This window comes from Escherichia sp. 10290, assembly GCF_030295155.1.
Lineage (GTDB): Bacteria > Pseudomonadota > Gammaproteobacteria > Enterobacterales > Enterobacteriaceae > Escherichia > Escherichia coli_F.
Genome location: NZ_AP025741.1, coordinates 2,013,058 through 2,038,532, shown reverse-complemented (window position 1 = coordinate 2,038,532; position 25,475 = coordinate 2,013,058). Strand labels below are relative to the sequence as shown.

At 48.8% G+C, this 25,475-nt stretch carries 24 protein-coding genes and 2 pseudogenes; 13 read left to right on the top strand and 13 right to left on the bottom strand.

Annotated elements, in window-relative coordinates; translation table 11 throughout:
* Positions 1-21 precede the first annotated feature (21 nt).
* The 4 genes and pseudogenes from QUE74_RS10200 to QUE74_RS10185 all read left to right on the top strand — a co-directional run.
* Positions 22-1,584, top strand: a pseudogene (locus QUE74_RS10200) (prophage tail fiber N-terminal domain-containing protein); the annotation flags it as partial.
* A gap of 1,026 nt (positions 1,585-2,610) precedes the next feature.
* Positions 2,611-3,141, top strand: a complete 531-nt coding sequence (locus QUE74_RS10195; protein ID WP_001164144.1) for a tail fiber assembly protein — start codon at positions 2,611-2,613, stop codon at positions 3,139-3,141.
* A gap of 264 nt (positions 3,142-3,405) precedes the next feature.
* Positions 3,406-4,689, top strand: a pseudogene (ydfJ, locus tag QUE74_RS10190) (MHS family MFS transporter YdfJ); the annotation flags it as partial.
* 89 nt (positions 4,690-4,778) lie between these two features.
* On the top strand, positions 4,779-6,239 hold the full coding sequence (locus tag QUE74_RS10185; protein ID WP_000527764.1) for a mannitol dehydrogenase family protein: 1,461 nt from the start codon (positions 4,779-4,781) through the stop codon (positions 6,237-6,239).
* Between the two features lie 35 nt (positions 6,240-6,274).
* On the opposite strand, the gene ydfZ is transcribed toward QUE74_RS10185, so the two are convergent.
* The 3 genes from ydfZ to ydfG all read right to left on the bottom strand — a co-directional run bounded on the left by ydfZ (position 6,275) and on the right by ydfG (position 8,176).
* Positions 6,275-6,478 (bottom strand): putative selenium delivery protein YdfZ, encoded by a 204-nt coding sequence (gene ydfZ / locus QUE74_RS10180; protein WP_000214712.1) that lies wholly within the window; start codon positions 6,476-6,478, stop codon positions 6,275-6,277.
* 176 nt (positions 6,479-6,654) lie between these two features.
* On the bottom strand, positions 6,655-7,341 hold the full coding sequence (gene rspR / locus QUE74_RS10175) for a DNA-binding transcriptional regulator rspR (RefSeq protein ID WP_000215540.1): 687 nt from the start codon (positions 7,339-7,341) through the stop codon (positions 6,655-6,657).
* 88 nt (positions 7,342-7,429) lie between these two features.
* Entirely contained in the window at positions 7,430-8,176 is a 747-nt protein-coding gene (ydfG, locus tag QUE74_RS10170; RefSeq protein WP_000636571.1) for a bifunctional NADP-dependent 3-hydroxy acid dehydrogenase/3-hydroxypropionate dehydrogenase YdfG, read from the bottom strand.
* Between the two features lie 136 nt (positions 8,177-8,312).
* Here ydfG and dcp point away from each other — a divergent pair, with 136 nt between their 5' ends.
* Positions 8,313-10,358, top strand: a complete 2,046-nt coding sequence (dcp, locus tag QUE74_RS10165; RefSeq protein ID WP_001355378.1) for a peptidyl-dipeptidase Dcp — start codon at positions 8,313-8,315, stop codon at positions 10,356-10,358.
* 44 nt (positions 10,359-10,402) lie between these two features.
* On the opposite strand, the gene QUE74_RS10160 is transcribed toward dcp, so the two are convergent.
* Positions 10,403-10,921: a 2-oxo-tetronate isomerase gene (locus tag QUE74_RS10160; RefSeq protein ID WP_001024557.1), complete on the bottom strand. Its 519-nt coding sequence runs from the start codon at positions 10,919-10,921 to the stop codon at positions 10,403-10,405.
* A 278-nt stretch (positions 10,922-11,199) separates the two neighbouring features.
* Here QUE74_RS10160 and ydeI point away from each other — a divergent pair, with 278 nt between their 5' ends.
* The gene (ydeI, locus tag QUE74_RS10155; RefSeq protein WP_000671722.1) at positions 11,200-11,592 is read left to right on the top strand and encodes a YdeI family stress tolerance OB fold protein; all 393 of its coding nucleotides are present in this window, start codon (positions 11,200-11,202) and stop codon (positions 11,590-11,592) included.
* A gap of 253 nt (positions 11,593-11,845) precedes the next feature.
* Positions 11,846-12,736 (top strand): diguanylate cyclase DgcZ, encoded by an 891-nt coding sequence (gene dgcZ, locus QUE74_RS10150; protein ID WP_000592808.1) that lies wholly within the window; start codon positions 11,846-11,848, stop codon positions 12,734-12,736.
* Between the two features lie 114 nt (positions 12,737-12,850).
* On the opposite strand, the gene mgtT is transcribed toward dgcZ, so the two are convergent.
* From mgtT to ydeE, 3 genes are all read right to left on the bottom strand, one after another.
* Entirely contained in the window at positions 12,851-12,955 is a 105-nt protein-coding gene (gene mgtT / locus QUE74_RS10145; RefSeq protein ID WP_212734532.1) for a hypothetical protein, read from the bottom strand.
* Positions 12,955-13,050 carry a protein MgtS gene (mgtS, locus tag QUE74_RS10140; protein ID WP_000901367.1) on the bottom strand — a complete coding sequence of 32 codons (96 nt, stop codon included), beginning with the start codon at positions 13,048-13,050 and terminating at the stop codon, positions 12,955-12,957. The genes mgtT and mgtS overlap by 1 nt, the downstream gene beginning before the upstream one ends.
* A 126-nt stretch (positions 13,051-13,176) precedes the next feature.
* On the bottom strand, positions 13,177-14,364 hold the full coding sequence (gene ydeE / locus QUE74_RS10135; RefSeq protein WP_001054209.1) for an efflux MFS transporter YdeE: 1,188 nt from the start codon (positions 14,362-14,364) through the stop codon (positions 13,177-13,179).
* 194 nt (positions 14,365-14,558) lie between these two features.
* Here ydeE and eamA point away from each other — a divergent pair, with 194 nt between their 5' ends.
* Positions 14,559-15,458 (top strand): O-acetylserine/cysteine exporter, encoded by a 900-nt coding sequence (eamA, locus tag QUE74_RS10130; protein ID WP_000087195.1) that lies wholly within the window; start codon positions 14,559-14,561, stop codon positions 15,456-15,458.
* A 30-nt stretch (positions 15,459-15,488) separates the two neighbouring features.
* On the opposite strand, the gene marB is transcribed toward eamA, so the two are convergent.
* The 3 genes from marB to marR are packed head-to-tail and all read right to left on the bottom strand — an operon-like array spanning position 15,489 to position 16,577.
* Positions 15,489-15,707 carry a multiple antibiotic resistance protein MarB gene (gene marB, locus QUE74_RS10125; protein ID WP_000803539.1) on the bottom strand — a complete coding sequence of 73 codons (219 nt, stop codon included), beginning with the start codon at positions 15,705-15,707 and terminating at the stop codon, positions 15,489-15,491.
* Positions 15,708-15,738: 31 nt separating this feature from the next.
* Positions 15,739-16,122, bottom strand: coding sequence for an MDR efflux pump AcrAB transcriptional activator MarA (gene marA / locus QUE74_RS10120; RefSeq protein WP_000091199.1), 384 nt, complete (start codon positions 16,120-16,122; stop codon positions 15,739-15,741).
* Positions 16,123-16,142: 20 nt separating this feature from the next.
* Positions 16,143-16,577 carry a multiple antibiotic resistance transcriptional regulator MarR gene (gene marR / locus QUE74_RS10115; protein ID WP_000843425.1) on the bottom strand — a complete coding sequence of 145 codons (435 nt, stop codon included), beginning with the start codon at positions 16,575-16,577 and terminating at the stop codon, positions 16,143-16,145.
* A gap of 211 nt (positions 16,578-16,788) precedes the next feature.
* Here marR and marC point away from each other — a divergent pair, with 211 nt between their 5' ends.
* A complete protein-coding gene (gene marC, locus QUE74_RS10110; RefSeq protein WP_000885028.1) occupies positions 16,789-17,454 on the top strand; it encodes an NAAT family transporter MarC in 666 nt (221 codons plus the stop codon).
* Between the two features lie 24 nt (positions 17,455-17,478).
* Here the strand turns inward: marC and ydeA are convergent, their stop codons facing one another.
* The 3 genes from ydeA to ptrR form a co-directional block, all read right to left on the bottom strand.
* The gene (gene ydeA / locus QUE74_RS10105; RefSeq protein WP_000210789.1) at positions 17,479-18,669 is read right to left on the bottom strand and encodes an L-arabinose MFS transporter; all 1,191 of its coding nucleotides are present in this window, start codon (positions 18,667-18,669) and stop codon (positions 17,479-17,481) included.
* A 147-nt stretch (positions 18,670-18,816) separates the two neighbouring features.
* The gene (gene yneK, locus QUE74_RS10100; RefSeq protein ID WP_000258549.1) at positions 18,817-19,932 is read right to left on the bottom strand and encodes a putative protein YneK; all 1,116 of its coding nucleotides are present in this window, start codon (positions 19,930-19,932) and stop codon (positions 18,817-18,819) included.
* A gap of 83 nt (positions 19,933-20,015) precedes the next feature.
* Positions 20,016-20,891, bottom strand: a complete 876-nt coding sequence (gene ptrR, locus QUE74_RS10095) for a putrescine utilization regulator PtrR (protein ID WP_000366510.1) — start codon at positions 20,889-20,891, stop codon at positions 20,016-20,018.
* Between the two features lie 100 nt (positions 20,892-20,991).
* On the opposite strand from ptrR, the gene sad reads away from it, so the two are divergent.
* The 4 genes from sad to QUE74_RS10075 all read left to right on the top strand — a co-directional run bounded on the left by sad (position 20,992) and on the right by QUE74_RS10075 (position 25,286).
* Complete coding sequence (gene sad / locus QUE74_RS10090) at positions 20,992-22,380, top strand: succinate-semialdehyde dehydrogenase (protein ID WP_000156604.1); 1,389 nt, start codon at positions 20,992-20,994, stop codon at positions 22,378-22,380.
* A gap of 63 nt (positions 22,381-22,443) precedes the next feature.
* The gene (gene glsB, locus QUE74_RS10085; protein ID WP_000257402.1) at positions 22,444-23,370 is read left to right on the top strand and encodes a glutaminase B; all 927 of its coding nucleotides are present in this window, start codon (positions 22,444-22,446) and stop codon (positions 23,368-23,370) included.
* Positions 23,370-23,729 (top strand): DUF4186 domain-containing protein, encoded by a 360-nt coding sequence (locus tag QUE74_RS10080; protein WP_001191038.1) that lies wholly within the window; start codon positions 23,370-23,372, stop codon positions 23,727-23,729. The genes glsB and QUE74_RS10080 overlap by 1 nt, the downstream gene beginning before the upstream one ends.
* A 138-nt stretch (positions 23,730-23,867) precedes the next feature.
* On the top strand, positions 23,868-25,286 hold the full coding sequence (locus tag QUE74_RS10075) for a sensor domain-containing diguanylate cyclase (RefSeq protein WP_000558450.1): 1,419 nt from the start codon (positions 23,868-23,870) through the stop codon (positions 25,284-25,286).
* Positions 25,287-25,475 lie beyond the last annotated feature (189 nt).

Genomic DNA, 25,475 nt, shown 5'->3' with positions numbered 1-25,475 from the left:
TTTTTTATTTGTGGAACGAATATGGCAGTAAAGATTTCAGGCGTGCTGAAAGACGGTGCAGGTAAACCGGTACAGAACTGCACCATTCAGCTGAAAGCAAAACGTAACAGTACCACGGTGGTGGTGAACACGGTGGCCTCAGAAAATCCGGATGAAGCCGGGCGTTACAGTATGGACGTTGAGTACGGCCAGTACGGTGTCATCCTGCTGGTTGAAGGTTTTCCGCCGTCACATGCCGGCACCATCACCGTGTATGAAGATTCTGAGCCGGGGACGCTGAATGATTTTCTCGGTGCCATGACGGAGGATGATGCCCGTCCGGAGGCACTGCGCCGTTTTGAACTGATGGTGGAAGAGGTGGCGCGTAACGCGTCCGCAGTGGCACAGAACACGGCAGCCGCGAAAAAATCCGCCGGCGATGCCGGAACATCTGCCCGTGAGGCGGCAACCCATGCGACTGATGCTGCAGGCTCAGCACGCGCCGCCAGCACGTCCGCCGGACAGGCTGCGACGTCAGCACAGGAAGCATCTTCCGGCGCAGAAACAGCCTCAGCAAAGGCCGCTGAGGCATCAAAAAGTGCTGCCGCTGCAGAGTCCTCAAAAAGCGCGGCGGCCACCAGTGCCGGTGCCGCGAAAACGTCAGAAACGAATGCGGCAGCGTCACAACAATCAGCCGCCACGTCTGCATCCACCGCGACCACGAAAGCGTCAGAAGCTGCCACGTCAGCCAGGGATGCGGCGGCCTCAAAAGAGGCGGCAAAATCATCAGAAACGAGCGCAGCCTCGAGCGCCGGTAGTGCAGCTTCCTCGGCAACGGCGGCAGGAAATTCCGCGAAGGCGGCAAAGACGTCTGAGACGAACGCCAGGTCTTCTGAAACGGCAGCGGAACAGAGTGCCTCCGCAGCAGCAGGCTCAGAAACTGCCGCTGCATCATCGTCCCGTGAGGCGTCAGTTAAAGCGGAGGAGGCATCAGCCAGTGCCACCGCCGCCGGAAAATCGGCAGAAAGTGCCGCATCGTCCGCTTCAGCAGCCACAACGAAGGCTGGCGAAGCCACTGAACAGGCCACTGCAGCAGTGAGGTCTGCTTCCGCTGCGAGGACATCCGAGACGAACGCGAAAGCGTCGGAAACCCGTGCAGAATCTTCAGAAACGGCTGCCGTATCGTCCGCCAGTTCGGCGGCGTCATCAGCATCATCGGCGTCAGCTTCAAAAGATGAGGCGGCAAGGCTGGCGTCAGAGGCGCAGGGCAGTGCCACGACGGCATCCGCGAAGGCGACAGAGGCAGCTGGCAGTGCGACAGCGGCAGCACAGAGCAAAAGCACGGCAGAATCCGCGGCAACGCGCGCCGAGACTGCGGCAAAACGGGCGGAGGATATTGCGTCTGCCGTGGCGCTTGAGGATGCGAGCACGACGAAAAAGGGGATAGTCCAGCTCAGCAGTGCAACCAACAGCACTTCCGAGTCACTGGCGGCAACACCAAAGGCCGTAAAAGCCGCCTGTGAGAATGCTGAGAAACGACTGCAGAAAGATAAGAACGGTGCGGATGTCCCCGACAAAGACACCTTTACGAAAAATATTGGTGCCTGCCGTGCCTTCGGTGGGGCCGTAAGCACAACGACAGGAGACTGGACGACCGCACAGTTTATCGGGTGGCTGGATTCTCAGGGCGCATTTAACCACCCATACTGGATGTGCAAGGGCTCCTGGTCTTACGGTAATAATAAAATCATCACGGATACGGGCTGCGGAAATATTCATCTCGCCGGCGCTGTCATTGAGGTGATGGGGATAAAGTCAGCGATGACGATCCGCATAACCACACCGACAACATCCAGCGGAAGTGGAACGGCGAATGCGCAGTTTACCTATATTAATCATGGTGATGGTTATTCCCCTGGCTGGCGTCGTGACTACAACACGAAAAACAAGCCACCGGCCTTTGCGCTGGGAAAAACCGGGGAAACGCTCGCCGATACAGATGCCGTCGCCTGGAACCTGGACAGTGGCGCTTATTGTGCACAGGATGGTGGCGCATCATCCTTAATTCTTCATTTTAATACAGGGGAAGGCAGCTGCCCCGCGGTCCAGTTTCGGGTGAATTACCGGAATGGCGGGATATTTTACCGCTCCGCCCGTGATGGCTATGGCTTTGAGGCGGACTGGGAGCGTCTGTTCACGACAACGGGCGGGACCCTGGAAGGTGCTGTGGGTATCGGTGCACAGAATACGCTGGGCGGCCATTCACTTGCGCTGGGGAGGGGCGACACAGGCCTGAAACAAAACGGCGACGGTAATCTTGATGTTTACGCCGGTAACGCACGTGTAATGCGCTTTACAAACGGCAGCATTCAGGTCAGTAAAGGGCTGAATGTGTCCGGGCGCGTTAATCCTTCCGATTACAGTAATTTTGATATCCGCTATGTCAGGGATATCCGGCTGGGTACGCGTGTTGTTCAGGGCATGCAAAAAGGCGTGACGTATGAGAAATCCGGCCATGTCATTACGGGGCTTTGTCTTGTCGGGGATGCTGATGGCGATAACTCAGCGGTTTACCGGCCGGTGCAAAAATACATAAACGGCACATGGTTTAACGTATCGCAGGTATAAGTAATGCAGCACTTAAAAAATATTACAGCAGGTAATCCCAAAACCGTTGCTCAGTATCAACTGACAAAAAATTTTGATGTTATCTGGTTGTTTTCAGAGGACGGAAGAAACTGGTATGAAGAAGTGAGTAACTTTCAGAAAGACACAATAAAGATGGCTTACGATGAAAACAATATTATCGTTGCCATCACCCGGGATGCCTCAACGCTTAATCCGGCGGGATTAAGTGTTGTTGAGGTGGCAGATATAACGGCGAACCGCCGTGCAGACGATTCGGGGCAGTGGATGTATCTGGACGGTCAGGTGAGGAAACGCGAGTATTCGTCAGAGGAAGTCAACAGACAGACAGAGCAACGCAAGGCCACGCTGCTCAGTGAAGCAGATACCATCATCCGGCTTCTGGAGCGGTCGGTAAGGCTGAGTATGGCCACGGAAGAAGAGCGAACCCGGCTGTCGGCCTGGGAGCGTTACAGCGTCCTGCTCAGCCGGGTGGATTCAGCGAACCCGGAATGGCCACAAAAGCCAGAGCAGTAAATACCGGAGAAGAGGATTTTACGTTAATCAGTAATTACAGGCAGAGATGATAAAAGCCGCGGAACATTGTATGCAGGAATGTGCTGCGGCATACCGGATAACTGCGTATGTTGTGGAGTTTTATTTGGGGCATATATGGGACAGAAACAGGCCTCAGATAGGCAGTGATATTGAGATCAGGATATTTTTGAAAAGATGCAACCATTTGAAAAAACATAGAAAACCCCAAGAAAACCACAGGATGAAAAAAAACACCTATGAATCATGGATTTCCAGTTATATTCGCTCGGCGCAGCGTTAGTGTTTCATGAAATATTTTTTCCTGAATCATCAACGGCAATGGCGTTAATTCTGGCAATGGGAACCTACGGTGCAGGTTATGTGGCGCGTATTGTCGGAGCATTTATTTTCGGCAAAATGGGCGACAGAATCGGGCGTAAAAAAGTGCTCTTTATTACCATCACTATGATGGGGATCTGTACCACCTTAATTGGTGTGCTGCCGACCTATGCACAAATTGGTGTGTTTGCGCCAATTTTGCTGGTGACGCTGCGTATTATTCAGGGGCTGGGGGCAGGCGCGGAAATTTCCGGTGCCGGTACGATGCTGGCGGAATATGCGCCAAAAGGTAAGCGCGGAATTATCTCCTCATTTGTTGCTATGGGGACTAACTGCGGAACCTTGAGCGCAACGGCAATCTGGGCCTTTATGTTCTTCATTCTCAGTAAAGAGGAACTGTTGGCGTGGGGATGGCGTATACCGTTCCTGGCGAGCGTTGTCGTGATGGTCTTTGCTATCTGGTTGCGTATGAATCTGAAAGAAAGCCCGGTCTTTGAGAAGGTTAACGACAGCAACCAACCGACAGCAAAACCTGCACCTGCTGGTAGCATGTTCCAGAGCAAATCCTTCTGGCTGGCAACAGGGCTGCGTTTTGGTCAGGCTGGTAACTCAGGTTTAATTCAGACTTTCCTTGCAGGCTATTTAGTGCAGACGTTATTGTTTAACAAAGCAATTCCAACAGATGCATTGATGATCAGTTCGATTCTCGGCTTTATGACCATTCCGTTCCTTGGTTGGTTATCCGATAAAATTGGTCGCCGGATCCCGTATATTATTATGAATACCTCTGCGATTGTGCTGGCGTGGCCAATGCTTTCTATCATCGTAGATAAAAGCTATGCCCCGAGCACCATTATGGTTGCACTGATTGTGATTCATAACTGTGCGGTGCTGGGATTATTTGCTCTGGAAAACATTACCATGGCAGAAATGTTCGGCTGTAAAAATCGCTTTACCCGGATGGCCATTTCTAAAGAAATTGGTGGTCTTATCGCTTCCGGTTTTGGTCCTATCCTGGCGGGTATTTTCTGCACCATGACGGAATCCTGGTATCCGATCGCCATTATGATCATGGCATATTCAGTGATTGGTTTAATCTCTGCGCTGAAAATGCCAGAAGTGAAAGACCGTGATTTAAGTGCACTGGAAGATGCCGCGGAAGATCAACCGCGTGTTGTAACAGCTGCGCAACCTTCAAGAAGTCTGTAAATCCTCCATCCCTTCTCTTACCGGAGAGGGGATTTTTTATTCATATAACAAAACATGCAGCTTGCCATATTTAAATTTAAGGAATTGTTATGGGAAATAATTTGTTATCAGCAAAAGCGACGCTCCCTGTTTATGATCGTAATAACCTGGCCCCAAGAATTGTTCATTTAGGCTTTGGTGCATTTCACCGTGCGCATCAGGGCGTGTATGCCGATATTCTTGCTTCGGAACATTACAGTGACTGGGGATATTATGAGGTCAACTTAATCGGCGGCGAACAGCAAATTGCCGATTTACAACAGCAAGATAATCTTTATACCGTTGCGGAAATGTCGGCCGATGCGTGGACGGCTCGCGTCGTTGGCGTCGTTAAAAAAGCCTTGCACATACAAATAGATGGCTTAGAAACCGTGCTGGCTGCGATGTGTGAACCGCAAATCGCGATTGTCTCTCTGACAATCACCGAAAAAGGGTATTTCCACTCTCCGGCGACCGGACAGTTAATGCTCGATCACCCGATGGTCGTTGCCGACGTGCAAAATCCCCACCAGCCGAAAACTGCAACAGGGGTGATTGTTGAGGCGCTGGCTCGCCGTAAAGCGGCAGGACTTCCCGCATTTACCGTAATGTCATGTGACAACATGCCAGAAAACGGTCATGTTATGCGTGACGTTGTCACTTCCTACGCGCAAGCTGTTGATGTAAAACTGGCACAATGGATCGAAGAAAACGTGACTTTCCCATCAACAATGGTGGACCGTATTGTGCCCGCAGTGACAGAGGATACGCTGGCGAAAATCGAACAACTTACCGGTGTGCGCGATCCTGCTGGCGTTGCCTGTGAACCTTTCCGCCAGTGGGTAATAGAAGATAACTTTGTTGCCGGACGTCCGGAATGGGAAAAAGCGGGAGCCGAACTGGTTAGTGATGTGCTGCCTTATGAAGAGATGAAGTTGCGCATGCTCAACGGCAGTCATTCATTCCTGGCGTATCTGGGATATCTTGCGGGATATCAGCACATTAATGACTGCATGGAAGATGAAAATTATCGCCGTGCGGCACATGCCTTGATGTTGCAGGAACAGGCGCCGACGCTGAAAGTGCAGGGCGTGGATCTGCAAAATTATGCGGATCGACTAATTGAACGCTACAGTAATCCAGCGTTACGCCATCGAACCTGGCAGATTGCGATGGATGGCAGCCAGAAATTGCCACAGCGGATGTTGGATTCTGTTCGCTGGCATCTGGCGCATGACAGCAAGTTCGATCTGCTGGCGCTGGGCGTCGCGGGTTGGATGCGTTATGTCGGTGGTGTTGATGAACAGGGAAATCAGATAGAAATCAGTGACCCACTGTTACCTGTTATTCAGAAGGCAGTACAAAGTAGTGCTGAAGGGACAGCGCGCGTCCAGTCATTGCTGGCAATTAAGGCGATCTTTGGTGATGATTTACCAGGCAATAGTTTGTTTACGACAAAAGTAACGGAAGTGTACTTGTCTTTATTAGCGCATGGCGCGAAAGCGACCGTGGCGAAATATTCCGTGAAGTAAAAAAAGCAATGCCGCCATCGGCGGCATTCACACGCTTAGTTCATGCCGAGACGAATCAGGTCCAGTGGTGCCAGTTTCTCTTCACAACCTTCAACAACTACGGTTTTTCCGCGGCGGATTTGCTCAGCGGTCAGACCTTCAGTATCAATCGACAGGATCTTGCCAGTGTGACCGGTGCCGCTAACCATAACACGGCTGCCAGTGGTGATTGCGTTACGGTTACGATCGTAGGTCGTCATAGGTGTTTTCTCCTTTCTGATTTACAGTCGAAGCCCACGTAACGGGCGCAATATAAATACTCCTGTCGAGTGAAATATTTTTTGTTTTTGATCAAGCTCACATCTTTTTTGATGCATGCATGAGCCATATGACGGAGGGAAAAACTCTCACCCCGGATGGGATGAGAGGAATTGAATTACTCTTCGCTAAACCAGTCGCTGTTTTCCTGGCGGATCTGGCGCACGGATTCGCTGATTTCCTGCAAATGTTGCGTCATTGCACGTTCTACCGCATCGCCATCACGTTTTTGCAGGGCAGAGAAAATCTCAAGATGCTGGCGTAACAGCATTTCTGGTGGAGAAACGTGGTCGAAACTCATATAGCGCACGCGATCAACGGTCGCTTTCAGGTTCTCAATGGTATCCCACGCCAGTTGACAGTCGGCAATCTGCGTCAGGAGTTGATGGAAGTTGTCATCAAGTTCAAAAAAATCATCCAGTTGCTTGCGCTCAATGGCAATGCGTTGCTGGTGAAGATTTTGTTCCAGTTGGTAGCACTGGCTTTCGGTAATCATGCTCGCCGCCCGACGCGCCACCGCGCACTCAATGGCCTGACGGATAAAACTGCCGTTGTGCACCTGGGCCATGGAAATTTTGTTGACGTAGCTGCCACGCTGCGGACGAATTTGAATCAGGCCGTTTTCCGCCAGTTTAATAAAGGCTTCACGAACCGGCTGGCGTGACACATTGAAACGAACAGAAACTTCTTTTTCCGACAACGGTGTGCCTGGTGCAATCAGGCAATGGACAATGTCGCGGCGAAGAATACGATAAATCTGCTGATTGACAGGCTGTGTGGGATTAAGTTGCGTTTCGACGGTCATTCGTTCTTGCTTGTGAGTGAGTTAACTGCATGAGTCTACCACTTTTTTGTGACAAGCAATAACCCGGCAGTTACGCCGGGTATAAAAATTACTGACGGTGGACATTCAGTCCGGCATAGCTTTGGGTAACCGGCATCATTTCCAGGGTATTGATATTGACGTGAGCAGGCAGCGTTGACACCCACCAGACGGCTTCGCTGACATCTTCTGGCGTCAATGCAACTGTGTTTTGATAGGTTTTTTCGGCTTTACCGTCATCACCTTTAAAGCGGACATTAGAAAACTCGGTGCCACCCACCAGTCCCGGTTCGATGTCTGTGACACGTACTGCCGTACCGTGCAGATCTGTGCGTAGATTAAGGCTGAACTGACGAACAAACGCTTTCGTCGCACCATAAACGTTACCACCAGCATACGGCCAGCTGCCTGCCGTGGAGCCAATGTTAATGATATGACCATGATTACGTTCAACCATACCCGGTAAGACGGCCCGCGTCATATATACCAGGCCTTTGTTGTTGGTATCAATCATCGTTTCCCAGTCTTCAACGCTGGCTTTATGCGCAGGCTCCATGCCCAGCGCCAGACCGGCATTGTTTACCAGGATATCAATATTGCACCACTCGGCAGGAAGCGATGCCAGCATCTCTTCAATAGCGGCGCGATTACGAACGTCCAGTTGGGCGATATACAGATTATCACCCAGTTCGTCTTTTAACTCCTGCAACCGCTCCTGGCGACGGCCAGTGGCGATAACTTTATGCCCTTGTTGAATAAAACGACGAGTAATGCATTCACCAAAACCTGCCGTTGCTCCAGTTACTAAAACGATCATCTCACTGTTCCTCAACGCTTTTGTGTGTCAATAACATAGCACGTGATGCTTAAGAGCGGGTAATACTGGTTTGCAAGATTGCACTCCGTTATCAGTAAGCCTACGCTATGGAACACCTCGCGTTCAGGAGAAGAAAATGACAACAATGAATCCTTTCCTTGTGCAAAGCACACTGCCGTATCTGGCTCCCCATTTTGATCAAATTGCCAATCATCACTATCGACCGGCATTTGATGAGGGAATGCAGCAAAAGCGGGCCGAAATTGCCGCCATTGCGCTCAACCCGCAAACACCTGATTTCAACAATACTATTCTGGCACTGGAGCAGAGTGGGGAACTGCTGACCCGCGTCACCAGCGTTTTTTTTGCGATGACTGCGGCGCATACCAATGATGAATTACAGCGTCTTGATGAGCAGTTTTCCGCTGAACTGGCAGAACTGGCTAATGATATCTATCTGAACGGTGAATTATTCGCGCGAGTAGATGCTGTCTGGCAGCGCCGTGAATCCGAGGGGCTTGATAGTGAATCCATTCGCCTGGTGGAGGTTATTCATCAACGTTTTGTCCTTGCCGGAGCCAAACTTGCGCGAGCTGATAAAGCAAAATTAAAAGTTCTTAATACAGAAGCTGCGACCCTGACCAGCCAGTTTAACCAGCGGTTACTTGCGGCAAATAAATCCGGCGGTCTGGTTCTGGACGATATTGCGCAACTGGCTGGGATGAGCGAACAGGAGATTGCGCTGGCGGCAGAGGCGGCTCGCGAGAAAGGTCTGGATAACAAATGGCTTATTCCGCTGCTGAATACCACCCAGCAACCGGCGCTTGCTGAACTGCGCGATCGCGCGACGCGTGAAAAACTGTTTACTGCGGGCTGGACGCGAGCGGAAAAAAATGATGCCAATGATACCCGCGCTATCATTCAACGTCTGGTGGAGATCCGTGCACAACAGGCTACATTACTTGGTTTTCCTCATTATGCCGCATGGAAAATCGCCGATCAGATGGCAAAAACACCTGAAGCAGCACTTAACTTTATGCGGGAAATTGTTCCAGCGGCGCGTCAACGTGCGAGCGATGAATTAGCCTCCATACAGGCGGTTATCGATAAGCAGCAGGGCGGGTTTAGCGTGCAGCCGTGGGACTGGGCATTTTATGCCGAACAGGTACGGCGGGAGAAATTTGATCTTGATGAGGCGCAGCTCAAGCCATATTTTGAATTAAACACGGTGTTGAATGAAGGTGTATTCTGGACCGCGAATCAGCTCTTCGGTATTAAGTTTGTCGAACGTTTTGATATTCCTGTCTACCATCCTGACGTTCGTGTGTGGGAAATTTTTGATCATAATGGCGTGGGGCTGGCGTTATTTTACGGTGATTTCTTCGCCCGTGATTCAAAAAGCGGCGGTGCATGGATGGGCAATTTTGTTGAGCAATCAACGCTGAATGAAACGCATCCGGTAATTTATAACGTCTGCAATTATCAGAAACCCGCTGCCGGTGAACCTGCGTTGTTACCCTGGGATGATGTGATAACCTTATTCCATGAATTTGGTCATACGCTGCACGGCCTTTTTGCCCGCCAGCGTTATGCCACGCTTTCCGGTACCAACACGCCGCGTGATTTTGTCGAATTTCCATCGCAAATCAACGAACACTGGGCAACGTATCCGCAGGTATTCGCTCGCTACGCCCGGCATTATCAGAGCGGGGCAGCAATGCCTGACGAACTGCAACAGAAAATGCGTAAAGCCAGCCTGTTCAACAAAGGGTATGAGATGAGCGAACTGCTTAGCGCCGCACTTCTCGATATGCGCTGGCATTGCCTGGAAGAAAACGAAGCAATACAGGATGTCGATGATTTCGAATTGCGGGCGCTGGTGGCGGAAAATATGGATCTTCCTGCTATACCGCCACGCTATCGCAGCAGTTATTTCGCCCATATTTTTGGTGGCGGATATGCCGCAGGTTATTACGCTTATCTGTGGACACAAATGTTGGCCGATGATGGTTACCAGTGGTTTGTTGAGCAGGGCGGATTAACGCGTGAAAATGGGCTGCGTTTTCGCGAGGCGATCCTTTCCAGAGGTAACAGCGAAGATCTGGAACGCCTGTATCGACAATGGCGCGGTAAGGCTCCTCAGATTATGCCGATGCTGCAACATCGTGGCTTGAACATATAAACACCACCAATGGCTGGCCTGGAGATATCGCCAGGCCAGCCTGGTTAGAGCAGTAATTGCAGCAGCTGGGCGAGGGCAAACCTCACCGCTAAAGCTAATACCGTTTCGCAGTCGCCAGCAAAATGCATAACCGCAGTGTAGTTCTGGCCTTTAAAATGCCACGCGAACCAGACGGTACCCGCTGGTGTACCATCTTCACCGCCCTCCGGTCCGCCGTAGCCGGTAATGGCAATACTGACATCAGCATCCGCACGCTCTATGGCACCGGTTGCCATTTCTGCTGCCACTTTCTCACTCACCGCAGAATATCGTTCAAGAGATTGCTGGCTTACGCTGAGGATTTTCATCTTTGCCTGATCGGTGAAAGTAACAAAGCCTGCACCGTAAAATTTGGGTGTATCTTCAGCTGCACACAGGGCGCTAGCCAACTTACCGCCGGTGCATGATTCGGCGGTAGTTAAGCGTAATTGATCCGCGATAAGTCTTTGACTCAACGCGGATGTCAGGTTTTCAATAGTGTCGGTATCTGCGAGTTGTACAATTTTATCTTTATTAATGTTCACTGTTTTTTGTCCACGCTATTATTTATAAAGGTAATTTACTTTTTCTGTATACTCTTCCGTTATAATAATTTTCAAATTTATAAATCCGATTATTCTGAAAATGAGCTTAAGACTCTTTAATCTTCTTCTTAACTTTAGTGAGTTAAATTCTCTGAATATTTGACAGCTAGTTGGCTGATTTTAAATGCCTTATAACAATTGGCAGTATTCTTATTTGGCAATTATAAAAATAGCAACCAGACTTAATAAGTCAAACCAAACGCAATTAAGGAGTCAGTATGAAATTTCAGGCCATTGTATTAGCAAGTTTTCTTATCATGCCTTATGCGTTGGCAGATGACCAGGGGGGATTAAAACAGGATGCAGCGCCACCGCCGCCTCATGCAATAGAAGATGGCTATCGCGGAACCGATGATGCAAAAAAAATGACCGTTGATTTCGCAAAAACCATGCACGATGGCGCTTCGGTTTCACTACGCGGTAATTTGATTTCTCACAAAGGAGAGGACCGTTACGTTTTTCGCGATAAGAGCGGTGAAATTAATGTTGTTATTCCTGCGGCCGTTTTTGATGGACGAGAAGTTCAGCCGGACCAGATGATCAACATTAGTGGCAGCCTGGATAAGAAAAGCGCGCCGGCCGTCGTTCGGGTCACTCATTTGCAGAAATAAAAATAAATTAGCCTGATGGCCTGAACTACTGGGCCATTAGGGTATTGGGTTATGCTATTTGTCATCCTTTTATTTACGATAATGCAGAGGTAATTTACAGAATTAAACACTTTTTATCCGCTGATTTTGTTTTAAATCAGAATGTTATCTCAGAGATGACTCATAACTTCGGATTTCTATGAAAATATTAACGTAATTTTGCTTTTCTCTCGTTAGAATAGCGCGCACAAGGAACTGTGAAAAAGGAGTGGCAATGATCAAGAAGACAACGGAAATTGATGCCATCTTGTTAAATCTCAATAAGGCTATCGATGCCCACTACCAGTGGCTGGTGAGTATGTTTCACAGCGTGGTCGCGAGAGATGCCAGTAAGCCAGAAATAACGGATAACCATTCTTATGGACTGTGCCAGTTTGGTCGGTGGATTGATCATCTGGGGCCACTCGATAACGATGAATTACCTTACGTTCGGCTAATGGATTCTGCCCATCAACATATGCATAACTGTGGTCGGGAATTAATGTTGGCTATTGTTGAAAATCACTGGCAGGACGCGCATTTCGACGCCTTTCAGGAAGGGTTGCTTTCTTTTACTGCGGCATTAACCGATTACAAAATTTATTTGCTGACGATCCGTAGCAATATGGATGTTTTGACGGGATTGCCGGGTCGTCGGGTTCTTGATGAATCCTTCGATCATCAGTTACGCAATGCTGAACCTCTGAATCTTTATTTAATGTTGTTGGATATTGACCGATTTAAATTGGTTAATGATACCTACGGGCATTTAATCGGCGATGTAGTATTACGCACCCTGGCAACTTACTTAGCCAGTTGGACGCGCGATTACGAAACGGTTTATCGCTACGGGGGCGAAGAATTTATCATTATTGTCAAAGCGGCTAATGATGAAGAAGCATGTCGTGCAGGTATCAGAATTTGCCAGTTAGTCGATAACCATGCCATCACACATTCTGAAGGGCATATCAACATTACCGTTACAGCAGGTGTGAGTCGCGCATTTCCTGAAGAGCCTCTGGATGTGGTCATTGGAAGAGCGGACCGGGCAATGTATGAGGGTAAGCAAACCGGAAGAAATCGCTGCATGTTTATTGACGAACAAAATGTGATTAACCGAGTTTAAGCTCCGTTTAACATTCATTGAGAAAACTGATGCTACTGTGTCAACGATCCGTTATCAGTGCAGGAAAATGCCTGTTAGCGTAAAAGCAAAACACAAATCTATCCATGCAAGCATTCACCGCCGGTTTACTGGCGGTTTTTTTTCGCCGTCATAAAAATCAGGCCCCTTGTACACAGTTGTAACAAGGGGCCGGTTAGGTGAGGGGTTATCTCCGTTCATTAGTCATCCCATTTGTGGCTGAAATACGCGGCCAGAAAACCAGAAAATAAAATTATTCCCAGTACGGCCATAAAAACATTCATATTACCCAGCATTATTTGCCTCCGTTTATGGTGTGGTGTGTTTCCTCGCTTACCTTAATTTTCATCTCAATGAGAAAGATATTAGCAGAGGTAACCTAAACGAAGGCTGAATTAAATTTTTATTGTGTTCGACTTAAATCAACAAAGCGCGGGCTGCCCCCACGGTCTTGCACGAATCCCTTTTAACATCAGCACCCACGCAGCAATGATCACCAACGCTAAGATGATAAACAGCGAGGAAGGCGGCAGGCTGGTTAGCACTACGCCACTCACTAATGGATTAATCGCAGCACCAAGCCAGCCTAAAGACTGGGCGGAAAAATAGCTGGCTTTCATTCCTGGCGGCGCAATATGGTCAATCAACATATACTCGCCCGGCGCATAAATGATTTCACCGACAGTAAATACCGCAGCTGACATACCCCACATTAGCAGGCTGTTGCCGGAAAAAATAAAACCGACCAGCCCGATGACGAAACAGAGGGTGCCTGCTGTCATCAGCGCGCGGATGTTAGCCGGATTAAGGCGGCGGCCCACGGAATACTGCAACGTAACCACCATCGCAGCATTAACCGGAAGAACAACCGCGACCACCTTTTCGGCAAAATCACCATCAGCAATTACCATCACATATTGTGAAATGCATGAAGCAAATGCTCCGCTAACAAAAGAAGCCAGAAAGCCAGAGCAGGTAAACCACAACAGTGCTTTATCTTGTAATAAAACTTTCGGCGACCAGACACTGCCTGTTTCCGTGGCGATGATTTTCTCGCTGCGCTTTACCCAAATTTGAATGAAAAGCATGGGAAACGCGGAACAGATAGCTGCCAGCCAAAAGGGCAGATTGATGCTCTGCATCACCAACAGCGTGCCGAGCGGCGGACCGATGGTCCAGCCAATGTTGAGCATGGTGTAGTTGATTGAGAAGATTTTCGTTTTGCTGGTGGACGAAAGATTGTCGGCAAACCAGGCTTTCAACACGGTAGCAAAAACGGAATAGGCGCAGTTAATAAGGGCAAAAAAGAGCACCACCAGCGTCACGTTATTCACTAAAGGAATGGCAATAAAACCGCTGGCGAAGGCGGTAATTGACAGTAACATATAGCGTTTCTTGTCGAACTTATCCGCCAGGATACCAAAACCGAGGCTAAAAACGACGCCAATAGTGAGCGCAATTGTCATCGCATAACCGATTAGATCGACACTCAGGCTGTACTGGCGACTCAAGTAAATGGTCATAAATGGCAGCGTAGCGCCGCGTCCGATGGTTAATAACAACGACGAGGCAAGAAGGGCGCTGGTAGAGCGTCGTAGGGATAAGTTCATTTGTCTGTCCGGCAGTGCGTTTCGTTATGCTTTGTTTTAGAGATGTAAAGAAATAGCATGGCAAAAATCCGAAGTATAGCGACTTATTTGCGCATTAATGCCGTCGTAACCGGCGACTAACGAATCAACTGTTAAAGAAAAGTAAATTCAGCTAAGTTGATTGCTTACAAAAGATGAAATTCAGAGGCGGTAGAATGTCGCGAAAAGATGGGGTGTTGGCGCTACTGGTAGTGGTCGTATGGGGGCTAAATTTTGTGGTCATCAAAGTGGGGCTTCATAACATGCCACCGCTGATGCTGGCCGGTTTGCGCTTTATGCTGGTCGCTTTTCCGGCCATCTTTTTTGTCGCACGACCGAAAGTACCACTGAATTTGCTGCTGGGGTATGGATTAACCATCAGTTTTGCGCAGTTTGCCTTTCTGTTTTGCGCCATTAACTTTGGTATGCCTGCTGGACTGGCCTCGCTGGTGTTACAGGCACAGGCGTTTTTTACTATTGTGCTCGGTGCGTTTACTTTTGGCGAACGGCTGCACGGTAAGCAACTGGCGGGGATCGCGTTAGCGATTTTTGGCGTACTGGTGTTAATCGAAGATAGTTTTAACGGTCAGCATGTGGCGATGCTCGGCTTTATGTTGACCCTGGCGGCAGCATTTAGTTGGGCGTGCGGCAATATCTTCAATAAAAAAATAATGTCACACTCAACGCGTCCGGCAGTGATGTCGCTGGTCATCTGGAGCGCATTAATCCCGATCATTCCTTTCTTTGTTGCCTCGCTGATTCTCGATGGTTCCGCAACCATGATTCACAGTCTGGTTACTATCGATATGACCACCATCTTGTCTCTGATGTATCTGGCATTTGTGGCGACAATCGTTGGTTATGGGATCTGGGGGACGTTACTGGGACGCTATGAAACCTGGCGGGTTGCACCGCTATCGTTACTGGTGCCTGTAGTTGGACTGGCAAGTGCGGCACTATTGCTGGATGAACGCTTAACGGGTCTGCAATTTTTCGGTGCGGTGCTCATTATGACCGGGCTGTATATCAATGTATTTGGCTTGCGGTGGCGTAAAGCCGTGAAAGTGAGAGGCTAAAAAGCCCCGAGATGTCGGGGCCAGAATAAACTATATAGCGTGTTGATTATAATAGGGCACGCCAAGCGCATCCGATTTATCACTGCCTGTGCTCATGTGGTTAAAATCAAATGGTGATTGTTCCGGTGATGGGGGAACAACCACCACATTGCCACAGGAAGTAACAACCGGCTGCGTGGTTTGTTCCGCAAAGCTCTGCGCAGAGAAGAGAATAAGCGCGGTTACCATTGCGGATAAAAGTGGTTTCATGATTGCCTCAGTGACGTTGTCACGTTATCAACTAGCTGTTGTAATGATTTAATGGATGTAAAAAGCGCGATTCGCCCTGCATATTGGTCATCCGGTATTTATGTGGCGGAACATCAAAGTAATTTTTGAAGGTTCGGGTCAGAGTTTGTTGCGACTCGAAGCCATATCGTTCTGCCAGATAGAGTATCGGCTCGTTACTTTCCTTCAGCTTTTGCGCGATTTCCGTCATCTTACGGCTGCGGATGTATTGGCCTAATGAATGACCGGTTTCTTTTTTAAACATCCGTTGCAGGTGCCATTTGGAGTAACCCGAACGCTCTGACACTTTCTCCAGTGACAGTGGCGATTCCAGGTTGTCCTCGATCCAGTCCAAAATGCTATGAATGGTAATAGCGTCAGTATTGCGTCTGGACATCGTCATACCTCTTTTTTTGTTTACGGCAGGACTTTCTTAAGCAAATGCTCAAGTGTTGCCACTTCGTCCGCCGTCAGGTTTTTTGTTAATTCTTGATGCAGGTCCTGGCCAACTAATTGATGGCATTGTTTACATATTGCCGCGCCGCTGGTGGTAAGTTTTACCAGTACGCCGCGCTTATCATTCGGGTTCGGCAACCTTTCCACCCAGCCTTTACAAACCAGGCGATCCAGCATACGGGTCAGCGCTCCCAGGTCGACCGACAACACTTTTTTCAGTTCAACCGGAGTAATACACGACGCGCAGCGGATAGAGCAGAGCACCTTAAACTGTGCCGCGGTAATATCCAGCGGAGACAGATACTCGTTAAGCAGGCGATCTTTCTTCTGATTAACCATATGGATTAAGCGACCCAATGGAATAATTTCATTGAACAGATCGCTGGTACTTTTCACATTAGTTGCCCTGGCAAGTAATTAGTTGCAGGGGATAATATTGCCCAGGCAAGTATAAGTCAAATGAATGAATTGACCGATGCCACGTTTTGCTAAATCGGTTCAAGTTTTGGTCAATGCGATTCAAGGCTAGCTAAAGAGTGACACTTTATCGTTGTTTACCCCTTATACTTTTCGCTGATAACCCAGATACACAGGATAACAACCACTAATGTTAGATTTGTTTAAAGCAATAGGCCTGGGGCTGGTGGTGTTACTGCCGTTAGCTAACCCATTAACAACTGTCGCGTTATTTCTTGGTCTGGCAGGCAACATGAACAGTGCCGAACGTAATCGTCAGTCGTTGATGGCCTCGGTGTACGTCTTTGCCATCATGATGGTGGCGTATTACGCCGGGCAACTGGTGATGGATACATTTGGCATTTCGATTCCCGGTCTGCGAATTGCAGGCGGCTTAATCGTCGCGTTTATCGGTTTTCGGATGCTCTTTCCGCAACAGAAAGCGATTGATTCACCGGAAGCGAAAAGCAAGTCGGAAGAGCTGGAAGATGAACCCAGCGCCAATATTGCCTTTGTACCTCTGGCAATGCCTAGTACCGCCGGTCCGGGAACCATTGCGATGATTATTAGCTCGGCGTCCACTGTGCGTCAGAGTTCAACCTTCGCTGATTGGGTACTGATGGCTGCGCCGCCGCTGATCTTTTTCCTGGTGGCGGTTATTTTGTGGGGAAGTCTACGCAGCTCTGGCGCAATTATGCGGCTGGTGGGCAAGGGGGGAATTGAAGCGATCTCCCGTCTGATGGGATTCCTGCTGGTATGTATGGGTGTGCAGTTTATTATTAACGGCATCCTGGAAATCATTAAAACGTATCATTAAAAAAGGCCCGAATGGGCCTTTCAACTATTGCGTCTGTTCTTCGAGTGTCACTGGCCAGCGGCGAAAAATGATGATTGACCATATTAACGCGGCAAAAGCAGGCACCGCGCCCACATAACCAATCATCGACATTGACCAGTGCAGACTGACCTGATTACCTACCAACGCGCCAGCGCCGATTCCAATATTAAATATTCCCGAGAATAGCGCCATCGCGACGTCGGTGGCATCTGGTGCCAGCGCCAGCACTTTAACCTGCATACCAAGCCCGATGATCATCATCGCGATCCCCCAGAAAATACTCAGCACCCCGAGGTGTATTTCACTGTTCGCCGCAGTTAGCAGTAATGCAAGGCAGACCAGCAACAGCGCAATCGCCGTACTCACCAACGTAGACGCATACTGATTGCCCAGTTTACCGAAAATCACGCTGCCAATAATGCCTGCACCACCGAGTAATAACAGTAATGCCGTGGCAAAGTTGGCGCTGAATCCCGCAATGTTTTGCACAAAAGGCTCGATATAGCTGTATGCCGTGTAATGGGCGGTGACAACCACCACAGTTAACAAATAAATGCTCATCAATGCCGGGCGGCGGAACAATAGCGGAAGGCTTTTCAACGACCCTGAATGCTCGCTGGGGAGTAAGGGAAGTAACTTAATCAGGCACAGAAGGGTGATAAATGCCCCGATACCGATCGCGAAGAAGGTCATACGCCAACCGAAATACTGCCCCACAATGCGCCCGAGAGGTAAACCTAATACCATCGCCAGAGCTGTACCGGTGGCAATTAAACTCAATGCCTGTGCTCGCTTTCCGGCCGGAGCCATACGGATCGCCAGAGACGCCGTAATCGACCAGAAAATCGCATGTGCAAAAGCTACACCAATGCGACTGATCACCAGAACGGTAAAGCTCCACGACAAAAAAGACAGTACATGGCTGGCAATAAACACCACAAACAGGCAGATCAGTAATTTGCGGCGTTCAACCTGGCTTGTCATTAGCATAAAAGGCAATGACATTAGCGCCACTACCCATGCATAAATGGTTAACATGATACCGACTTGAGCGGTTTGCATATGGAAACTTTGTGCGATGTCAGAAAGCAGGCCAACAGGGACAAATTCGGTAGTATTGAAGATGAAAGCGGCGACTGCCAGCGTAACTACCCGTAGCCACGCCACTTTGCGGGAAACAGTGTTTGTTGTCATAACAGATTATCGGGTGAGTTGCGAAAAGTAATGAAATGATCTTAAAACGGTTAATGATGTGAATACAATGCATTTGTGATCTAGATCGCATCTCCATCTCTCTGACGGTTGTTCTGTCACGCGTCAGAGAGTTGTTAACATCACATTTTAATGACGATCAGGAAGGTCTGGCGTTTTGGTGGCTGATGGTAAAGGTGGCCTCACAGGGGAACGAGGCCTGTTGTCCAGTAGTTCTTCGTTACTAATTTTGGGCGGAATTTCATTTTTTACAAAAAGTTTTAAAATCTTGCGTGCCATACGATGGATACTTTTATCTTCACTTAATAATGCCGGTATCAACACATCATTCAGGTCATTTTCATTAGGTTTCATAAAAATTTGAAAGTGCAATAACATATTTGTAAAAAATAAGAATAGACTCTGAAAGTGAGGTATTTCTTTGTTTGATAAAAGCGATAAAAAGCAGATACAAACTTCAGGTAGTACTTGTTTGTTAGAACCTAATGAATCCATGAGGTTTTGTAATAACTCCTCTTTTAATGGGCTATCCTTTATGTCGTAGATGGCGGTGATTAAGTTTGGGTTTTTATTCGCGAACCACCTGTGGACCTGCGGCTTATTCCATAGTCGGGGGAGTATGACAAAATTACCACGAGAGATAAAGTTCAGTACGAATAAATCAAACTGACGTAAGTAGTCTGCAGCGGTATGATGCTCAGGAGGAAGAGGTTCAATATGTGGAGTATGAGACCTTTTGATGGGGACGCCGGGGCTGATCATTGGAAATTGTTCAATAAAGTCATTAAGAAACAGAAAGAGCACACGCTCGACGCCGGTCTGAAAGGCCCGACCCATAGTGACAGGCTTTGGGTCGGGAGCACAATAAATATTAATTTCCCCATCGTGGCGAAAATTATCTAAATAAATAGGGCTTAAATTTATTACTACCTGAAATTCAATATTTTCTTTATGTCTTCCATTCTTAACAGGATAAGTGAGTTTAAATTGAACCTTTTCATTGTATAGCGTGTCGTTATCTCGGAAAGTTGTCCTCTGTATATAAGATAGGTTATCAAGATTATTGAATATCTTTTTGGTGTTTGAATTGATGTTTAAAGACGTACGCCACTCCTCATCACATATTATAATGCTGAGCGCATCAATAAAATCCTTCAAAACTTCTTTTACCTGAGGTGCAATATTGCGAACGGGAAAATCATCAGGAAGTGAGATGAAATTGCTGATGCTTACTGGCGTAACCATATTTGCCCCATATAGTCATAAGTCATCGGAACATCAATATATAGAGCATATTAGCCGCATGAACTATCAAAAATAGCTCATTGCTAACTCTGTTTTGCTGAGTCAGGCACATCGAGCAGTTGAATAAACGCTTCAAGAGGACGCGTTTTCGCACCGCGACGCCAGACCAGCCAGGTTGTTAACCAACGCCATTGCTCAGCCAACGGCCACGCTTCAACCTGGTGATGCCCCGGCATACTTTCCAGCATTGAGCGTGGGATAAGTGCAATGCCCGCACCCGCAACCACACAGGCTAACATACCGTGATACGACTCCATTTCATGGATGGTCCCCGGCGCTGCACCGTCGGCATGAAACCAGCTCTCGAAGTGGCGACGATACGAACAATTGGCGCGGAAGGCATAAATGTTACTGCCATTCACCTGACTGGCACGGGTTACTGGCGCATGTCCTTGAGGCGTGACAATCATCAGCTCCTCGCGGTACACCGGTATCCCGTCAATGGCAGTATGGTTAATGGGCCCATCAATAAACGCCGCATTCAGTTTTCCCTCCAGCACCCCTTCCAGCATAGTGCCGGAAGGGCCGGTGGAAAGTGAAAACTGAATTTTGGGATAACGACGGTTATATTCCGCCAGCGTGGCCGGAATGCGCACTGCAGCGGTGCTTTCCAGCGAACCAAGAGAAAATAAACCTTGCGGCTCATCGCCAGCGACAACGCTCCGCGCTTCATCCACTAACGCGAGAATTTGTTGGCTATAGCGTAAAAAGTTATGCCCGGCAGGCGAGAGACGTAAACGCTGATTCTCGCGAATAAACAGATCAACCCCCAGTTCTGTTTCCAGCTGGCGTAGACGGGTAGTGAGATTCGACGGGACGCGATGCACTTTTGCTGCAGCCTGGGTAATGCTGCCAGCTTCGGCAACCGCGTTGAACATCTCCAGTTGGGTCAGATCCATGGCATTCTCAATTCGTGAATAAGTGGCTTAATATTATTCATTTTCAAGCAAGAGTAAATCTGCGTATCTTTTTACCATAACCCATAAAGGAGATACCCCGATGACCATTACTCCGGCAGCCCATGCAATTTCGATAAATCCTGCCACTGGTGAACAACTTTCTGTGCTGCCGTGGGCTGGCGCTGACGATATAGAAAACGCACTTCAGCTGGCGGCAGCAGGCTTTCGCGACTGGCGCGAGACAAATATAGATTATCGTGCTGAAAAACTGCGTGATATCGGTAAGGCTCTGCGCGCCCGTAGCGAAGAAATGGCGCAAATGATTACCCGGGAAATGGGCAAACCGATCAACCAGGCGCGTGCTGAAGTGGCGAAATCGGCGAATTTGTGTGACTGGTATGCAGAATATGGTCCGGCGATGCTGAAGGCGGAACCTACGCTGGTGGAAAATCAGCAGGCGGTTATTGAGTATCGACCGTTGGGGACGATTCTGGCGATTATGCCGTGGAATTTTCCGTTATGGCAGGTGATGCGTGGCGCGGTGCCCATCATTCTTGCAGGTAACGGCTACTTACTTAAACATGCGCCGAATGTGATGGGCTGTGCACAGCTCATTGCCCAGGTGTTTAAAGATGCGGGGATCCCGCAAGGCGTATATGGCTGGCTGAATGCTGACAACGACGGTGTCAGTCAGATGATTAAAGACTCGCGCATTGCTGCTGTCACAGTGACCGGAAGTGTTCGTGCGGGAGCGGCTATTGGCGCACAGGCTGGAGCGGCACTGAAAAAATGTGTACTGGAACTGGGCGGTTCGGATCCGTTTATTGTACTTAACGATGCCGATCTGGAACTGGCGGTTAAAGCGGCGGTAGCCGGACGTTATCAGAATACTGGACAGGTTTGTGCGGCGGCAAAACGCTTTATCATCGAAGAGGGAATTGCTTCGGCATTTACTGAACGTTTTGTAGCAGCTGCGGCAGCCTTGAAAATGGGCGATCCACGTGATGAAGAGAACGATCTCGGACCCATGGCTCGCTTTGATTTGCGTGATGAGCTACATCATCAGGTAGAAAAAACTCTGGCTCAAGGTGCACGTTTGTTACTGGGCGGGGAAAAGCTGGCTGGGGCAGGTAACTACTATCCGCCAACGGTTCTGTCGAATGTCACACCAGAAATGACTGCATTTCGGGAAGAGATGTTTGGCCCCGTTGCGGCAATCACTATTGCAAAGGATGCAGAACATGCGCTGGAACTGGCTAATGATAGCGAGTTCGGTCTTTCAGCGACCATTTTCACCACCGACGAAACACGGGCCAGACAGATGGCGGCACATCTGGAATGCGGTGGCGTGTTTATCAATGGTTATTGTGCCAGTGATGCGCGAGTTGCCTTTGGTGGCGTGAAGAAGAGTGGCTTTGGTCGTGAACTTTCCCATTTCGGTTTACATGAGTTCTGTAATATCCAGACGGTGTGGAAAGACCGGATCTGACGCTACATATTCAGCTCTGATATACTCGCAGGTCTTTTCAGACCTGCGGTCCAGGAGTAGAAAGTGGCAGTCGCCATGGATAATGCAATTTTAGAAAACATCTTGCGGCAAGTGCGGCCGCTCATTGGTCAGGGTAAAGTCGCGGATTATATTCCGGCGTTGGCTACGGTAGACGGTTCCCGGCTGGGCATAGCTATCTGTACCGTTGACGGACAGCTTTTTCAGGCCGGAGACGCACAAGAACGTTTTTCCATTCAGTCTATTTCCAAAGTGCTTAGTCTCGTTGTCGCCATGCGTCATTACTCCGAAGAGGAAATCTGGCAACGCGTCGGCAAAGATCCGTCTGGATCACCGTTCAATTCTTTAGTGCAACTGGAAATGGAGCAGGGTATTCCGCGTAATCCGTTTATTAATGCCGGTGCGCTGGTGGTCTGCGATATGTTGCAAGGGCGATTAAGCGCGCCACGGCAACGTATGCTGGAAGTCGTGCGCGGCTTAAGCGGTGTGTCTGATATTTCCTACGATACGGTGGTAGCGCGTTCCGAATTTGAACACTCCGCGCGAAATGCGGCTATCGCCTGGCTGATGAAGTCGTTTGGCAATTTCCATCATGACGTGACAACCGTTCTGCAAAACTACTTTCATTACTGCGCTCTGAAAATGAGCTGTATAGAGCTGGCCCGGACGTTTGTCTTTCTGGCTAATCAGGGGAAAGCTATTCATATTGATGAACCTGTGGTGACGCCAATGCAGGCGCGGCAAATTAACGCGCTGATGGCGACCAGTGGTATGTACCAGAACGCGGGGGAGTTTGCCTGGCGGGTGGGACTACCGGCAAAATCTGGCGTTGGTGGCGGTATTGTGGCGATTGTTCCGCATGAAATGGCCATCGCAGTCTGGAGCCCGGAACTGGATGATGCCGGTAACTCGCTTGCGGGCATTGCTGTCCTTGAACAATTGACGAAACAATTAGGGCGTTCGGTTTATTAATGCAGTCTCTCGATCCACTCTTCGCGCGTTTATCCCGTTCAAAATTTCGCTCTCGCTTTCGTTTGGGTGTGAAAGAGCGTCAGTATTGTCTGGAGAAAGGCGCGCCAGTCATCGAACAACATGCGGCGGATTTTGTCTCTAAACGTCTTGCTCCGGCATTACCGGCTAACGACGGTAAGCAAACCCCCATGCGCGGGCATCCGGTGTTTATCGCTCAGCACGCCACTGCAACCTGTTGTCGCGGTTGTCTGGCTAAGTGGCATAACATTCCGCAGGGTGTTTCGTTAAGCGAGGAACAACAACGTTATATCGTGTCGGTAATCTATCACTGGTTGGTTATACAGATGAATCAGCCATGATAATTGCGGAAAACGATAAAATAGCATTCCCAGGATATCTTTATTTGCCGCCGCTATCAGCGAACATGCTATCCTTTATGAGAATTTACTTATTACGTTGAGATAATTGCCACCCGCAATTGTATGGACAGATAATTAATGCATGTACAGCCCATTTCAACTTTCCGTTTGTTCCAGGAAGGTCATCTGCTACGTAATAGCATCGCTATTTTTGTGCTAACCACGCTGTTCTATTTTATTGGTGCAGAGTTACGGCTGGTTCACGAACTTTCTCTTTTCTGGCCGCTGAATGGCGTAATGGCGGGGGTGTTTGCCCGCTATGTCTGGCTTAATCGACTGCATTACTATGCGATCAGTTATGTGGCAATGCTGGTTTATGATGCCATAACCACCGAATGGGGGCTGGTTTCACTGGCTATCAATTTCTCCAATATGATGTTTATTGTTACCGTCGCCTTACTGGTCGCGCGGGATAAGCGTCTGGGGAAAAATAAGTACGAGCCAGTAAGTGCCTTACGGCTATTTAATTACTGTCTGATTGCCGCATTATTATGCGCTATTGTCGGGGCGATTGGTTCGGTCAGTATTGATAGTCTGGATTTCTGGCCTTTGCTTGCCGACTGGTTCAGTGAGCAATTCTCAACGGGCGTGTTGATCGTGCCTTGTATGCTGACGTTGGCAATTCCTGGAGTGCTGCCGCGCTTTAAAGCAGAACAGATGATGCCCGCCATCGCGCTCATTGTGTCGGTTATTGCCTCGGTAGTCATTGGCGGAGCGGGGAGTCTGGCGTTCCCGCTGCCTGCATTAATCTGGTGTGCAGTGCGCTATACGCCGCAGGTAACATGTCTGTTGACCTTTGTCACCGGTGCGGTGGAAATCGTACTGGTGGCAAATTCGGTGATTGATATCTCGGTCGGTTCGCCGTTCTCCATTCCGCAAATGTTCTCCGCACGTCTCGGTATTGCCACGATGGCGATATGCCCAATTATGGTTTCTTTTAGCGTGGCAGCGATCAATTCGCTAATGAAGCAAGTTGCGCTGCGAGCCGACTTTGATTTTCTGACTCAGGTTTACTCACGGTCCGGTCTTTATGAGGCGCTGAAAAGTCCATCGCTGAAACAGACACAACATCTGACTGTCATGCTGCTTGATATCGACTATTTCAAAAGCATTAACGATAACTATGGACATGAATGTGGCGATAAAGTGTTAAGCGTGTTTGCCCAGCATATTCAAAAGATTGTCGGTGATAAGGGGCTGGTGGCGCGAATGGGCGGCGAAGAATTTGCTGTTGCAGTGCCATCGGTGAATCCTGTCGATGGTCTGCTAATGGCGGAAAAAATCCGTAAAGGCGTTGAACTGCAACCGTTCACCTGGCAACAAAAAACGCTTTATCTCACGGTAAGTATTGGCGTCGGTAGTGGTTGCGCATCGTACCGAACGCTGACCGATGACTTTAATAAATTGATGGTCGAAGCCGATACATGTCTGTATCGCTCGAAGAAAGATGGGCGCAACCGTACCAGCACTATGCGTTACGGTGAGGAAGTTGTCTGACATCTTTATTTATGCAGAGCGATTTTAACGGAATGTGTTCTACCACTTTATTGAGCGAATAAAAGGCGTAGTTCCTCGATTAAACCATGATCCGCGCCACACTTTTCTCATAAAACTGCTCATTAATCATCAGGAGTTGATCAAAACAGGGGTTCGGCGTATTAAAGTTTGCTAACCTGTCGTACCAAT